Origin of the sequence: Rhodohalobacter sulfatireducens, assembly GCF_022012475.1 — a bacterium.
In the GTDB taxonomy this organism is placed as follows: Bacteria; Bacteroidota; Rhodothermia; order Balneolales; family Balneolaceae; genus Rhodohalobacter; species Rhodohalobacter sulfatireducens.
This window is the reverse complement of the sequence record NZ_JAKLWS010000037.1, coordinates 1-16,817: the sequence shown is the minus strand read 5'-3', so window position 1 is coordinate 16,817 and position 16,817 is coordinate 1. Positions and strand designations below refer to the sequence as shown.

Sequence of the window (16,817 nt, the reverse complement as noted above, 5' to 3'; positions counted from 1 at the left end):
GAAGAATAATTAGCTGTGAATAAAACTGAAGCATTCCTAAAAAATCATAACATTAAAGCGTCCACAATTAACCTTCAGCGTGTTGTCGATGCATTTTCAGATGAAATGAAAAAAGGCCTGGAGGGCAAAGAGAGTTCACTGGAGATGATTCCAACCTACATCGAAGCCGAGAGTGAGTTTAAAGATGGAGGTAAGGTACTCGCGATTGATGCAGGAGGCACAAACTTCCGGGCGGCAATTGTCTCATTCCGGAGCAATAACCAGGTGGAGATAGGAGAGATTATTCACAAGAAGATGCCCGGCGTAAACCAAGAGATAAGCGCAGAGACGTTTTTTAACACGATGGCTAGTTACATTGAAGAGCTGGCAGAAAAAGTCGATAAAATTGGTTTCTGCTTTTCATACGCCGTTGAAATATTTCCGAATAAAGACGGCAGGCTTATAAAGTTCAGCAAAGAAGTTCAGGCGCCGGAAGTGATCGGTAAGATGATTGGTAAGTCGCTCCTTGAAGCATTGGGAAATCCGAATAAGAAAATTGTACTGTTGAATGATACAGTAGCAACTCTCCTGGCGGGTAAGTCTGCAAGAGTGGAAAAATCATACGACTCTTTCATCGGGTTTATTTTGGGAACCGGAACAAACACAAGTTATATCGAGAAAAACAGTAATATTCTGAAAAAAGAGAATCTTGATCCCAATAATAGCCAGATCATAAATATGGAAACTGGCAATTTTGGGAAGGCTCCCCTCACGGATCTTGATTTGAAATTTGACAACACTACCAACAATCCCAGCGAATATACATTTGAGAAGATGTTTTCTGGTGGCTATTTCGGGGGACTCTGCCTTACAGTCTTGCAATCGGCAGCGGAAGAGAATCTCTTTTCAAGTGAAGCTGCCGCTTGTATCAATAAAGTAGATTCATTGACAGCAGAGGAGGCCAATGATTTTCTTTTGGGAGCTGATTCAGAAGGAAATATTCTTAACAAATGTTTTAAACATGAATCGGACCGGGAGGCTTCGTCACAGATAATTGACGCGTTAATCGAACGGGCATCGTTGATGGTAGCTGCAAATCTCGCAGCGGTTGTATTGAAAACCGGGAAAGGAACCAAGCCTGAAAAACCTATTTTAATTACGATAGAAGGCACAACATTCTACAAGCTCCACAAGCTGCAAGAACGTTTTGAAAACTATTTGTCAGATTATTTGAGTGGTGATAAAAAACGATACGTGGAATTCGCAAATATAGATTACTCAAGCCTTAAGGGAGCAGCTCTTGCAGCTCAGTTAAATTAATTAACTGACTTCGATACAGAAAGAAGGCAAAGGCATTGAAAAAGTTCCCCTCCTTTTTCAAGGAGGGGATTTAGGGGTGGTTGAAATCAAAATTGGATAAAGCCTAAAATTACGAGGCTACCTCCCCCAGTTCCTTCCTGAAAGTTTTCGGGACAGGCTCTTATACCCCGACGTATCGAGGGGAGCGCAATATTCAAGATTCTTATTCTCGAACTCACTTTAATTGAGTAGGGAGAATGAGATTCCAGTGGTTTTTAGCCATTCTAGAATGGTCCTGAACCAGAGAATCTAAACCAAAATCCAGGCTAATACCTGTACCGTCAGGTAACCGGTCACTCCCATAATTGCCGTGGCGATAGTGTGGGTTCTCAAAGCGGTTGAGGTATCCATCTCTGAAAATTTAGCGACAACCCAGAAATAGCTGTCGTTGACGTGAGAAACAGTTAGTGAGCCGGCGCCAATCGCCAGGACAACGAGAGCTTTTCCAATCGCTGAGTCAAGGCCGAGTGGTGCTAAAAGAGGCGCTGCAATTGCCGCGGTTGTAATGATTGAGACGGTGGATGACCCCTGTGCTGTTTTCAGGAAGGCGGCGATCAGGAACGGAATGAGGATACCGAACCCGCCCATATCCGTAAACTGGGAAGCAAAAGTACTGAGTTCAGTCTCCCTTAATACAGACCCAAACGCACCGCCGGCACCGGTAATCAAAATAATAATTCCCGCCTTTTTCAATCCCTCCTCCAGCCAGGAATGTTGCTCGGTGTCTTTGCTGCCTCTGACCATCAAAAATGAAAGTCCGACCCCTACCAAAAGAGCGATAATCGGATTTCCGGAAAAGACGAAAAGATCAAATAAAAAGCTTTCTCCAAAAGGTGCCGATGGAAGTTCAGCAACAGATTTTAGAGCGATTAAGAGAATTGGAGTCAAAATAGGTGCAATCGCAAATGTGAACGAAGGTGGTTGAATTGCCGTGGATGTTTTTTCACTGGATGTATCAAAGTCTATGGTAAAGTTTTTGCTGCGGATGACAGCCCACATTAAAGCGGCTGCCATCACCGGAATGGAAACAAGCAACCCTAGAATGAGAACCCAGCCAATATCTGCGCCAAGTGTTGCGGCGGCAGCCAGCGGTCCCGGTGTAGGTGGCACAAACACGTGAGTTGCGTATAAACCTGAAGCCAGGGCAACGGCCAAAACAGCGAGTGGAATTTTTGCCCGTTTGGAAATGGCTTTATTGAGCGCGGAAAGTACGATGAAGCCCGAATCACAAAAAACAGGAATGGATACGATGTAACCGGTTAGACTCATGGAGAGCGGAGCATTCTTCTCTCCCACCGTATCCAGAATTTTGTTGGCCAGCACCTTTGCTCCCCCACTTCGGTCCAGGTACTCCCCGATAATGGAACCGGCCGCAATGACAATGCCGATGCTACCAAGGGTCGAACCAAATCCGCTTCCGATGGCGGAGATAATATCAGAAACAGGGAGTGATGCCAGAAATCCAATGATAATCGCACTCAAAAGCAGTCCAAGAAACGGGTGCAAATTCCATCGTACGGTTCCCCAAACCAGGAGTACCACGACAAGCAATAGCCACAAAAAAATTCCCATAAGTATCTAAACTTTGGTTAGTTAGAGTTTGATAACCTATCAGACAGATGGATTATAAAGAATAGAGAGGATATGTGCAGGAGAGAAAGTTCTGTATTTGAAAGGCACAAGTTGCAAAATTGCGCCAGTTAAAGTGGGGAAAATGACAATGAGGGCACAAGTTGCAAACTTGCGCCAGCCACGAGGATTGGTTTGATAGCCTATTCCTCGCGCAAGTCTGTGACTTGTGCGCAAAAATAGCTACCTCAAAACTCCAATTCCTCTCAATAAATATCCAACCGGACGAAAGAGATAGTAGACAATTTTGTAAGGCGGAAGCCAACTGTATTTTAAATCTGTTTTGCAGAATGTGATCACTTTCAAGACATCCAATTTGTGCTGAATGCTGGGAATGATTTTCATTCGATAGAGAAGCAGCTTCGATGTATTGGCTCGTGTAATGTGGGGATCCCCTTCCGGTTGGCGACACTGTTCAAGTGCAGTATCAGCAAGTTTTTGGGGCGTCGGCGAAGCATCCGGAATTTGGTTTTCATCGGGGAAATATTCTTGCAGCATCACATTGCAGATAGGAATCAATTTTTGAATGTTGCATTCTGAGATGATTCGATGAAACTTCTCCCAGTTAAACGTTATTCGATCGAGCATTTCATGAATATCCACCAGCCATTTGAGCCGAAACCAGGCGTGAATCCCTCCATGAACAATTAGATAAAACAGTTCAAATTCTTTTGAGAAGCGATTCAGTTCAACACCTCCAAACTCGACCGTTTCAACATTCTCCTGAATCAGATTATCGAGTTTCTTGTGATCTGTGATTCTTGTTGAAAACAGCTTCCAATGGACCTCAACCATCAATCCGGACGTTTCATGAACCATCTCAATTTGATTCAAGAAATGAAGTGCAATCTTTTGTCTTTTCTCCGATTCCGGCCACTCGAATTCGGGATAATCAAAACCCTCATTCCGTAGCAATTGAAGTGTTTGATTGACTTGGTTTGGCTCAACCAAAATATCAAAATCGCGGGAGTAGCGGTAGATAGGATCGCCGTAAATACGCTGAGATAACAAAGGGCCTTTCAGGTTGATAAACTCAATCTCCTGATTTTTTAATAGCTTGGCAATTTCAAGGAACGAGCCGATCTGCTGCATTCCCAATATTCGATCCTTCGGACTCTCAGTATTTGTTTTCACTCCCAAAAAATCGTCAACCTGCCTTTCTGATAGACGATGTCGGTTTCTTAAAATTTCTCGTGATAGTTCCAATGGCCCCGGTTGAATGACATTACCCTTAAAAAAGTAAAGAAATGATAGGAAAGAATAGAGCGAATAGAAATATTTTGGTTGTATAGAGTATTATGAGCTCGGTATAAAATAAATGTAAAAGTATTGAAACAATCCCCTCCTTTTTCCCCAACGGGATGCCTGCTGGGCAAGGAGGGGATTTAGGGGTGGTTAATACCAAAATCTATTACATCGCCTGCAATCTTCGATCTATTAGGTTCATCAGGAAATCAACCCGGTTATTTGAACTGTCTTGTTGATTTAGATTCAGAAGAATTTCATTCGAAAGATTAAAATGTTCCCGGGACTGTAATGTATCACCAAAGCTCGGTTGTTCGGGATGAAAAAAGAGATCTCCTAAATGAATATGGCTGATTGCCAGAGATTGCTGAGCCTGTGAGTTTTGCGGATCGGCATCTGCCAGCCATTTGAACAAACGGTGTGCATTCCGGTAATGGTCCAGTGACTTATCAAGCTCTTCTGAATGTTTGTAAACGTCTCCCATTTTTTCATGAGCAATGGCTTCATCCCGAACGGCTTCGGTATTTAAGGGTTCTTTCCGTACCAGCTCTTTTCTGAGTTCCATAGATTTCTCAAAACACCGGATCGCTTCCTCAAGTTGTTGTTCAGTTTCATAAATGGTTCCCATCCGTTCATAAATAATGCCCATATATTTTATGTAATCTGTATCCTCCGGCTCCCTGCTGTAAACGGGCAGCAAGATTTCTTCGGCTGACTCATAAAGTTGCAAGGCCTCCTCGAGTTCATTCAAATTACTGAAATTGGGATTTCCGGTGAGGTCTCCCAGTTTTATCAGCGAAATTGAGTATGCAAATTGTCTGTTTGGATCATCAGGAAACTCATCGGCGAGGGTTTTATAAATCGCATTTGAGTCTATTTTGTTTTCACGAGCCGTATCGATATTTCCGAGAACTGCCTGAACATCCCCGGTTTTCTCATATATATTTGCCATGGTTTGCCTTGCCCGGAGCTGCATCGGCTCCTCTTGCAATACAGTTCTGACAAATTCGAGTCCCTTTTGATAGCTGGTAATCGCTTCCCTGTGTTTGCCAAGATTATTATTGGTGGGATTCCCCTGTACATCACCAACTTTCCTGTATGCTTCTGCAAGATCCAGCAGCAGGCCGTGCCCGGCATTTTCAGTTTGGGCAAGACCGTCCAGGTAGTTTAAAGCTTCTTCTATGATAAGCTCACGCGCCGGTGTGGAACCCGGAAGATTTGCGATGGAATCATGCAGGTCAAAAATGAGTGAATGGGCAAGTTGCCGAACATCTTGTGAGCGTTGTTCAGCGATCAACCTTTGTGAATTCGCTTCGTCCGCCTGCCGGAATGAAAACAGTGTTAAACTGATGAGAAGAAAGGTGGCTGCCAGTGCGCTTACAACCGGAGCTTTATGCCTTTGAACGAATTTTTTGGCCAGATATGTAAACGATTCCGGGCGAGCCGAGACAGGTTTGTTTTCGATATAATTGATGATATCGTTCTTAAAGTGCTCGGCCGACTGATACCTGCGCAGTGGATCTTTCCGGAGTGCTTTCGTGATGATGTTATCCAGGTCGCCCTGTAATTGATGAACGGCCTGGCGATCTGTTAAATGTGCAAGGGATGTTACCCGGGAAGAATCTTTTGTTGACAGCTGTGTAACTTTTTTACTGGGCTTTTCAGATTCTGACTCGGTAATAGTTTTACCGATTTCATAAGAACTTTTCTCTTTGAAGTTAAAGGGAAGGGTGTCCGTTAGAAGAAGGTAGAGAAGCTGACCCAGTGCATAGACGTCGGTGGCCGTTGTAACTTCCCGGCCCTGAAACTGTTCAGGACTGGCAAATTCCGGAGTCAATAGTTCATTGCCAGTTTTTGTTTTTGTGGATTCGCCTTGTTCAGCGCCGATTATTTTAGCAATTCCAAAATCCAGAAGTTTTACTTCACCTTCGTTATTTACCAAAATATTTGATGGCTTAATATCCCGGTGAACAATCAGCCGCTGATGGGCATAACTCACAGCGTCACAAACTTGTGTGAAGAGATCCAGGCGTTGCTGAATGGAAAGCTTTCGGGAGGTACACCACTCGTCTATCGGCAGGCCCTCGATATACTCCATAATAAAATAAGGTCGCCCGTTTTCATGAATACCCGCATCAAGCAACCTGCATATATTCCGGTGATTCAGGCTGGCAAGGATCTTTTGTTCCGTTCGCATGCGGGCATGCATTTTACGGCCGGGAGCAAAACCATGCAGAAACTTGACCGCTACATTCCGCGAAAAAATTCCATCGGCTCGTTCAGCCAGGTACACCGTACTCATACCTCCCTTGCCGATCTGTCTTAGGATCTTCCAGGCGCCGATACGTTCATTCGGCAGGGAGATCACATCATCAAAAATGGATCTCTCAAGGAAGTCTTCGGAATCAAAGTGAGACCTCAACAGATCTTCAACTGAAGAAGATAAAGCCGGATCAGTTTCAGCTATCCTCTGGATGTACCGCTTCCTTTCTGTCGGTGGGAGGTCCAGCGCCTTATGAAAATGTCCTTCAATTAATTTCCACTGCTCCGTTTGCATCAGTTGTTCATGTAGGATTTAATTCAGTCGGGCAAACCACAGATATCCGTTGAAAAGATCTATGATATCTTATTGATCTGCCCATTTCCCATACATGCAACAATTCAAAGTGAATTGGTTCAACGCTCCTAATATTGATGACCCGAAAATTTAATCTGTTGACAAAGAAACTATATTTCAATATTAAATAGGCAATAAACAGTGGGCAGTTGACAACTTGCCTACTGCCTACTGCCTACTGCCTACTGCCTACTGCCTACTGCCTACTGCCCACTGTCAACTATTGTCAAAAAACTATAGAGCCGAAACTTTTATTATTAGTCGACGGATTACTTTTTGGAAATTTTCTTGTCCTCTTAATCCTCTCCCGAATGATGAATCTGTCTGAATAACCAGGCTTTTGCAATTGTCCAGTCTCGTTTTACGGTAGCCGGAGAAACTTCCAGGATTTGTGCAGTTTCTTCAATATTGTACCCGGCAAAGTAGCGGCATTCAATCACCCTGGCCTGCCGTTCGTTTATCTTTTCAAGCCTTTCCAGGGCTTCATCGAGGGCCACAATCTCTTCGGCTTTTTCTTCTGTTAAATAGATACCCTCCTCAAACTCTGTTGGAGTTTGTTTACCGCCTCTCTTCTTACGGTTTCTTTTCTTGGCATAGTTCACCAAAATTTGGCGCATGGCCCGGGCAGCAATTCCAAAAAAATGGTGCCGGCCGTCCCACTCTCCTTCCGGCGGATGTTTAATCAGTTTCAGGTACGCTTCGTGTACGAGCGCTGTTGTGTTCAGCGTATGTCCTTTTCGCTCTTTGCGTAATTCAAGATGAGCAAGATTTCTAAGTTCATTATAAACGAGGGGCCAAATTTTATCGATCGCCTCTGAATTCTCATCAACAGAATTCAGCAACTGAGTCAGTTTTAATGATTCCTCTGCCATAGCGTAGTAATATATTTCATAGAGAAAATGAATTCATTATACAAAAAGAGACGCAATTGCAGTAAAAGAAAGACCCTTTTAATCTCTTTTTTTCAAATGAGCTTTTTCAGAGTGAGTTGTTGCATTACATGTATAGAAGAAAGTGAAAAGATTTAAAAAACTAAATAATCCTCTTTGTCTGAAGATTAATCAGAGGTTGAAAAATGAAATCACAAAAAATGTTGCTTAGTGCCAATTCTGTAAAACTCCTGCAAGAGAATGTTCATGCCTGGAAAAGGGTCTCACATATTATGATGTTGATTTTGATTTTAGTGATTGGTTCGTGCTCTGATTCAAGCGTAACATCATCAGAAGTGGATGATGATCCTGAAACTCAGCCAACTGAAGAACCACCTGTACTTCAGGATTTGTCAGAGATTGTTGATTCGGTTCGAATTGAATACAATATGCCGGCCATGGGTGCGGCGCTTGTATCTATCGAAAAAGGGATAACGATCGGAGTTGCGGGGGAAAGACGCCTCGGTTCAGGGATTTCTGTAGAGGAGGATGATCATTGGTCGTGGGGGTCAAATACCAAAGCGATTACCGGTTTGGTAACGGCAAAAGCGGTTGACATTGGATTGATAGATTGGAATCAGACACTCGAAGAGTTATTCCCGGAGTATGTTGACATAATGAGAGATCAATACAAATCAGTTACCATCACAGATCTGTTAGGTCATCGGTCTGGATTTGTAAACCAGGTCATTTCGGGCTTGGACGGTCAGCCGATTGGAAACGGTGTCACTCCCTCATCTCAGCGAATTGAGATGCTGAACTGGGTCTTGCAACAAGAGCCTCATAATGCTAAAGGGGAATATTACTACTCGAACCTGGGTTTTTCTACAGTTGGACTTATTGTAGAACAAGCTTTTGATACGCCCTATGAAGAATGGGCCGTTGAAAATCTGTCCGATTCCTTTGATCTAAACGGCTTTGGGTTCGGTCCGCAGGATGAATCGGGAACCACCAATCAGCCGGTTTCTCATCGGTATACAGATGGGGAGTGGGTGGCCTGGGAAGCTCACGAAAATACACCATTCAGGCGTCCTTCAGGCGGTGGACATGGTTCACTGGAAGATTGGGGGAAAATCATTATCGAGATGATGAAAGCCGAGAATGGAACGTCAGACTATATTACTCCTGAAGCTGCCGCGATGTTGAGCAGTATAAAAACAGAGATGCCGGGGGGAAGTGAATATTCCTCGGGTTGGATTCATGTTGGATCAAGAGATTGGGCAGAGGGAGAAGCGTGGTTCCATGCCGGTTCTAACGGTGCAAATTATTCACTTGCCTGGGTAGGCCCGGGTGCAGGAGTTGCATTCCTGGTTGTGATCAATGCCCGGGATACTGAAGGAGTAACGGTTGAAGCCGCAAATACCATGATTTCAGAACTTCTGAACTATTGGCAAGAGATGAATGAATAATAATGAGCTTTCCGGTTAAAAGTATCTTTATAAAGAACCTGCCCCGAATGGAATCCTACGGGGCGAGAGTCCGACAGGTCCTTGCAGAGTTCGACTTCATGGCAAGGGACTCTTATAAGACCGGTGATTCGGGGGCACTCTGAAAGGATCTATTTCTGATTTAGGTTGACAGTATTTATTCCTAAGAGAGAATAATCCTAAAAAAACCAAAAAATTATCAACTCAAATGATCTTTTTTGAGTCGACCTGTTGCATGTAGGGTTAACGCTGGCAAAACCGGGTATGTCGGAGAGAGTACCTGTTTCAATTTTAATCTAATCGTCATGAATAAATTCCACCAAGCTTTTTCCATTCAATTCTTTGTACTGTTTTTGATACTTATCGTACCGGTCGTTTCGGCCCAAATTGAAGTAACCCGAACGGACGATCCAACTCCTGACGGTTGCAATTCGGGAACCGATTGTTCTCTCAGAGAAGCGATCATTGCAGCAAATGATGTTGGTAGCGGGACAGCAACCATTCAGCTTACCGGCGGACAGACTTATACGCTGAGCAGAGTGAACTCCGATACGAGTACGGATTCAGACGCTACAACAGCAGATGAAGAGTCAGGTTCCCTCAAAATTCTCAATAACGATGCAGCTGTTCGAATTGAAGTTGTCGGTTCCGGCCTGGCTACGATCGATGCGGATGAAATTGACCGCGTTTTTATCCTCTACCCGGGTACAGATGTCGAGATCGATGAGATTGAAATTACAGGTGGAAAACCAGCCGGAAGTTCAATAGCCGGTGGTATCATGGTTTTAAAAAATGAGAACCTCATGATCACGAACAGCACAATCACGGGTAATTCAGCAGGCGATGGAAATAGTTTTGGCGGTGGTATTTGGATCGAAGGTTCTACTGTTACAATTACTGAATCAACCATATCAAATAATGTAGCCGGTTTCCAGGGGGGCGGATTACGAATTATCAGGTACAATGAAGAAGATGGAACTATAAACAGCGATGTAACCATAGAAAACAGCATCATCACAAATAATGACGGAGGACAGTGGTCGGGAGGCTTCCATATAGAACATTCAGATGCGACAATAACTGAAAGCACGATATCCGATAACCAATCAACCGCTTTTGGTGGTGGATTCAGAATTTCAAGCGGGAATGTCACAATCGACCGAAGTACTATCAACGGAAACACTGGCGGATTAGGAGGCGGAATGGATATAGATGGTGGTGAGGTGCTCATTATCAACAGTACCATCAGTAGCAACCAAGCCGAGAATTTTAACGGCGCCGGGGGTATCTATGCAGGAAATTTTTCTGATGCTGTGATTAACATCGTAAATACGACTATCACTGAGAATAATTCGGGTACAATTGGAGGTGTTATCAATGGGACCGGGAGTGCAGTGATCAATTTCAGTAATTCGATTGTGGCTAATCAATCGAGTGGTGATGACTGTTCAGGAACGATTACGTCGAAAGGCTACAATCTTTCATCCGATAATACCTGCAGTTTTACAGAGACCGGAGACCTGGAAAATAGCGATCCGCTTTTAGGTTTGTTGCAAGATAACGGAGGTCCCGTTTTCACACATGCTATTACGGGTCCGCTCAGTCCGGCTGTAAATAATGGGAGTAATGCTCTTTATACAAGCGAAGGTGGCGATCTCGCGAATGATACCGATGCCAACGGGAATAATCGTGTCTATGATTTTGGGAGCGGCGGTGTCATTGATATTGGTTCATTTGAACTGCAGCAGGATGCTGGCTTTGACGGCTGCCCGGTTACAAGTGAGGATAAGATTCTGTATGTAAAAAAAGGGGATAGCGGAACCGGTGCCAACTGGTCTGATGCTCTCGGAGAACTGCGGGATGCCCTTGCCCTGTTCGAAGATGAAACCTGTACGACAGATGATGTGGAAGAGATCTGGGTCACAGCCGGTACATACCTGCCAACAGATGATTCAGGCGACCGTGTGGCTACATTCCTGATGCCCGGAGTGAATATTCTAGGGGGATTTGAGGGAGATGAAAACAATGAAAATCAGAGAGATGTAGAGTCAAATATCTCTGTTCTGAGCGGTGATATTGATAATGATGATACCCTTTCCGGCAACAGCTACCATGTGGTAACCAGCATGGATGAAGCCTCAGGAACAATGTTTAATTTTACGATTACCGGTGGGAATGCGGACGGTGCGGCCCCTCATGACAAAGGCGGAGGTTTATACGCAAGCAATGGGGGTATTTCGATGGGGGATGTTCTTTTCGAAAATAACTATGCAGAAACAGCGGGAGGGGGTGCTTATGTCATTGAAACGGAAGAACGGATTGGTGCTCAGCATCCCTCTTTTTTCAGAACTACGTTTATGAATAATGAAGCTGGAGGAGACGATGCCGAAGGCGGAGGATTGGCTCTTGAAAATGCAGACTCTCGAATAACAACCGTCACATTTGTGGACAATTCTGCCGATGGGTACGGTGGAGGACTCTATACAGAAGGTTCGAGTGGTGATCTTGCAAAACCTGTTCTCAGGAATGTTATTTTCAAAACAAATAGTTCCGGTTTACAAGGCGGAGGGATGGCAACACGCTACTCCTCACCCGAACTCTACAATGCACTCTTTATTCAAAATACGGCACGCTTTAACGGTGGGGCTGTCGATCATGCACTTTCGGGTACCCTTAGTTTATTTAATAGTACCATATATGGAAACGAAGCAGAGGAAACAGCAACTGAGTTTTCGGGTAATGGCGGGGGAATCTACAACCGGAATGGTGCTGACTTATACAGTCTTAATTCCATTATTTGGGGGAATACTGCGGCACTTGCCGGGAACGAAATCTGGAATGCTGGGCCAAGCTCAGCGGAACTTTTTTACAGTCTTTATGGAAATGATGAAGGCGATATTAGAGAGGGTGGAGGCTTTACAGCCGACGAGAATTCACTTACTATCAATCCATTGTTTGAGAATGCAGCCGGTGGTGATTTAACACTGAGTAATGTGTCTCCTGCAATCAATATGGGTGATCCCGATACAGATATGTCCGATTTTAAATTATTCGGACCAGATGAAATCGATCTAGCGGAAAACCCACGTGTGTATAACGGTGATGTAGATATAATCGATATGGGAGCGTATGAATTCCAGGGAAATCCCATATCGCCAAGCAGCTGCCCGGCTACAGACAACATTCTCTATGTGAAAAAAGGAGAATCAGGCACTGGCTCTGGCTGGGATGACGCGCTGGGAGAGCTTCGGGATGTCTATCCACTCTTTGACAGTGAAGACTGTACTGCCGGGGACGTCGATGAAATCTGGGTGGCAGCAGGAACATACCTGCCTACGGATAATTCCTCAGACCGTACAGCATCGTTTACGATCATTGATGATGTTGACTGGTATGGCGGATTTGCAGGTGTCAGCTCCGAAACGACCACTGAAGACCGTGACTTGGAATCGAATGTCACGATATTAAGCGGGGATATTGATGATGTTGGTGGTATAAACGGCAACAGTTACCACGTGCTTACGGCCGTAGAAAATACTTCAGAAACGATACTGGACGGCTTTACCATTACCGGTGGAAATGCAGAGTTAGTGGATGTCAACAACAACAGCGTGGGTGGAGGATTGTATGTGGATAATGGAACCCTCACGATTAGAAACTCTGTATTTAACAATAATTTTGCGGAAATTTCGGGGGGTGGGGTTTTTATCAAAGACAGCGGAGATCAGCCAATATTTAACAACGTCGAATTCTCGAATAACTCATCAGACCTTGGCGGAGGATTGGCATCCGAAAACAGTTCACCAAGAATCAGTCAAAGCAGGTTTTTAGTAAATTTCGCTGAATGGGGAGGGGGCGCTCGACTTCTTGGCGGAAGTCCATTGATTGATCAGTCTGTTTTTACAGGTAATACGGGAAATTCTTCCGGTGGAGCTATTTCCCTAAATGCAGGAGGCTCAGCTAAGTCTGTACCGAATGCAAGTGCCGAGCCCGGGGATATGGTCTTAATCACCAACAGTATAATCAGCGGCAACGAATCGAAAGGCGAAACCGGGGGAGGTGGAGGAATTATCAATGAGGGTTCTTACCTGGTGCTTCGAAATGTCTTAATCAGCGGTAACTCATCCGATGGTTATGGAGGTGGTATTGAGTTTGCCGATACCGAATCGGCACTTATTATCAATTCCACCATCACCGGAAATCAATCGCAAAATTTCGGCGGTGGTGTACAAGTCGTTGATAGTAGTCCCACGGTTCAGAACAGCATTATATGGAATAATGATAGTATTGAATACGAATCTGAGCGTATAGATAATTTCTCAAAAGGCGCAGGAGATCCGATCATTTCATTCAGCCTTGTCCAGGGTTGTAATCCCGCCGGTACATGGGATATTGATTGTGGAACCAACGGCGGTGATAACATGTCGGATACAGATCCGCTTTTTGATACCGGAATCACTCCGGGTGATTCTCCGACAACAGATGGGGATTTCAGTCTCACCTCAGCCAGCCCGGTCATCAATATCGGCAGTAACACCCTCTATACTGATTCCGGCGGCGACTTGAACAATGATGACGATCTTGCCGTTGAAGACCGCCTGTTCGACGGGAATACCGATGTTATCGACCTCGGCGCCTACGAATTCCAGGGTGAACCCGATGGTGAAGAACCAGAATTTGCACCTTTTATCACAACTTGGGAAGTAGAAGCGGGTGACCTCGAAATTACCATTCCCACGGTGGTGGGCCCGAACTCTTACGATTATGATGTGGACTGGGGCGATGGTGAGACCGATACCGGCCAGACAGGCGATGCCAGCCACACCTACGATTCTGCAGATACATACACCGTGAAGATTACGGGCACATTTCCACAAATTCAATTTTTTGACGCTGACGACAAAGATAAAATCCAAAGTGTAGAGCAATGGGGCGATATTGAGTGGGCATCGATGAGAAAAGCGTTCCAGGGAGCCACAAATCTCGAAATCAATGCAAGCGATGAGCCTGATTTGAGTAATGCCACTTCTATGCTCGAAATGTTTTCCGGTGCAACGTCAGTAAATGATGGGCTGGAAAACTGGGATGTCTCAACTATCACAAGCATGTTTGGAGTATTTGATGGAGCGATCTCTTTCAATGGAGATATTACCGGATGGACGGTGTCTGAAGCTACCGATATGATTCGGATGTTTGCCGGAGCCACGTCATTCAATCAAAATCTTGGAGGCTGGGATATCTCCTCTGTAGCAACGATGGAAAGTATGCTCAGCAATTCTGGTCTTTCCACAGAAAATTATGATGCCATCCTCACTGGCTGGGCGGCTCAAACTGTGGAGAGTGATGTAGATCTGGGTGCTGATGGTTTGACGTACTGCGATGGAGCTGATGCAAGAGGCGTTCTTACCGGGGCACCAAATAACTGGACGATTACCGGAGATGAACTCGCTGAAGATTGCGGCGCAGCAGAATTCGCTCCCTTCATCACCACCTGGAAAACGGACAATCCGGGAGATTCAGATGATCAATCCATTCGAATTCCCATGATTGGCAACGGCTACGATTTTAATGTGGATTGGGGCGACGGAAATGATGAAGATTATACCAACGACCCCGGTGAAGATGTGGAGCATTTTCTCGAGCATACCTACTCATCCGCAGGAGAATACGAAGTAAAAATTACCGGTGAGTTTCCGCGGCTCTATATTAACAACAACGGAGATCAAGAAAAGCTTTTAACAATCGATCAGTGGGGAGATATAGCCTGGAGTTCGATGGAACTAGCATTTTTTGGTGCTTCCAATCTTACCTACAACGCCACAGATCAACCCGACCTCTCCGGCGTTACCAGTACACGGAGTATGTTTCGTTTCGCCGGACTTTTTAATGGAGATATCGGCAGCTGGGATGTCAGCAGCGTAACGGATATGAGAAATATGTTCAATGGAGCCACTGCGTTTAATCAGGATATAGGCGAATGGGATGTAAGCAGCGTAATAAATATGGGTAGTATGTTTAATGTGGCCGTTGCATTCGATCAGGATATAGGTGACTGGAACGTTGGTAACGTTACTGCTATGAACCAAATGTTTAATGAGGCTGATGCATTCAACCAGGATATTGGTGGCTGGGATGTGAGCAGTGTTACCAATATGGAGTTAATGTTTAATGAGGCTGATGCATTCAACCAGGATATCGGCGAGTGGGATGTAAGCGAGGTAACGGATATGGATGCTATGTTTGCCCATGCCCATTCATTTAATCAGGATATAGGTGAATGGGATGTAAGCAGCGTAGAGAACATGCAGGCTATGTTTAATGACGCCTCTGTATTCAATCAGGATATCGGTGGCTGGGATGTGAGCAGCGTAACGAATATGTTTGGCATGTTTTCGAATACCGATACATTCGACCAGGATATAAGCGGCTGGGATGTGAGCAGCGTAACGGATATGCTTGGCATGTTTTTTGAGGCCGATGCATTCAACCAGAACCTTGGAGACTGGGATATTTCAATGGTTGACATCATGACAGACATGTTCAACAACTCAGGCCTCTCCACAGAAAACTACGACAACACCCTGATCGGATGGGAGGACGGATCGGTACTGGATGATGTAGAACTGGGTGCCTCCGGACTTACCTATTGCAATGGCGAAACGGCTCGTCAGGCCCTGATCGGTGATCACAACTGGACAATTAACGATGATGGGATTGCAGCCGGATGTACTTCGCCCGAAGGAGAAGACCAGCGAATTTTCGTGAGCAATAGATCCGATTATGAATTCTCTAAGAGTGATTTTGGAATCTCCAATGATGATTTCTTCATCAAAATTGAAACCCTGCCAGGCGAAGGTATGCTGGAGCTTGACGGAAGCACCGTAAACCTGGATGATGAGATCTCCATTGAAGATATCAACAATGACGATTTTACCTGGGATATGCCGGCCAATGAATATGGCTACAACTTTACCTCATTCGATTTCCGTATTGTGGATGAGGATGAGAACCAAAGTGACAATGCCTATACTCTGACGATCGATCTGGGAACCGTTTTTGCAGAACTTTCAGGCAGCGAGGGCTGGCGATTTATGACAAATCCCTCCGATGGTGACTCCTACTTCGACCTGTTTTCCGGCATTACCGTAGAAACGGGTCCTCCGCCTTCGCAAACACTGTATGAACTTGACCAGGAGAACTATGAGTGGGACCCTATTGGATCCACCGCCGATGAACCGGGTGTGGGTACACCGTTTATTGTGTATGTACTGAACGAGGATCTGCCGGTGACGATCGAATCCGGCGACAACTGGGACAACCTTGACGGATCATTCGATTATAACGGGTTGAATTTCGACAATGAGGGCACTTCACCTAACCCCGGTAATTTCTATCTGCTGGGGAATCCCCATCCTATTGCGCTGGACTTCTGCGAATTTATTGGTACCGATATCGCCACCTCGGCTTACTTCTGGGAACCAAACGCAAACGGCGAGAGTAATCCGGATACCAATGTTGGGAACGGCGATTATATCGATCTGAACTGTGCGGCATCCGAGGATGTGTTGATTGCTCCTTTCCAGTCGTTTTGGGTTCGGATCACGGATAGTAACCCAAGCCTGGAGATACCCA

At 45.0% G+C, this 16,817-nt stretch carries 7 protein-coding genes; 3 read left to right on the top strand and 4 right to left on the bottom strand.

Annotated features, from left to right (window positions below):
• Positions 1–15 precede the first annotated feature (15 nt).
• Entirely contained in the window at positions 16–1,299 is a 1,284-nt protein-coding gene (locus L6773_RS21830; protein ID WP_237856033.1) for a hexokinase family protein, read from the top strand.
• A 288-nt stretch (positions 1,300–1,587) separates the two neighbouring features.
• Here L6773_RS21830 and L6773_RS18545 read toward each other — a convergent pair whose 3' ends face one another.
• The 4 genes from L6773_RS18545 to L6773_RS18530 all read right to left on the bottom strand — a co-directional run bounded on the left by L6773_RS18545 (position 1,588) and on the right by L6773_RS18530 (position 7,701).
• Positions 1,588–2,910: a GntP family permease gene (locus L6773_RS18545; protein WP_237856032.1), complete on the bottom strand. Its 1,323-nt coding sequence runs from the start codon at positions 2,908–2,910 to the stop codon at positions 1,588–1,590.
• A 240-nt stretch (positions 2,911–3,150) separates the two neighbouring features.
• Complete coding sequence (locus L6773_RS18540) at positions 3,151–4,173, bottom strand: nucleotidyltransferase family protein (RefSeq protein ID WP_237856031.1); 1,023 nt, start codon at positions 4,171–4,173, stop codon at positions 3,151–3,153.
• Between the two features lie 205 nt (positions 4,174–4,378).
• Positions 4,379–6,769: a serine/threonine-protein kinase gene (locus L6773_RS18535; protein WP_237856030.1), complete on the bottom strand. Its 2,391-nt coding sequence runs from the start codon at positions 6,767–6,769 to the stop codon at positions 4,379–4,381.
• Positions 6,770–7,125: 356 nt separating this feature from the next.
• Positions 7,126–7,701, bottom strand: a complete 576-nt coding sequence (locus tag L6773_RS18530; protein WP_237856029.1) for a sigma-70 family RNA polymerase sigma factor — start codon at positions 7,699–7,701, stop codon at positions 7,126–7,128.
• A gap of 203 nt (positions 7,702–7,904) precedes the next feature.
• Here L6773_RS18530 and L6773_RS18525 point away from each other — a divergent pair, with 203 nt between their 5' ends.
• Positions 7,905–9,167 (top strand): serine hydrolase domain-containing protein, encoded by a 1,263-nt coding sequence (locus L6773_RS18525; protein ID WP_237856028.1) that lies wholly within the window; start codon positions 7,905–7,907, stop codon positions 9,165–9,167.
• 323 nt (positions 9,168–9,490) lie between these two features.
• Positions 9,491–16,817 (top strand): BspA family leucine-rich repeat surface protein (locus L6773_RS18520; RefSeq protein ID WP_237856026.1); only part of this gene is annotated, 7,327 nt, incomplete at its 3' end.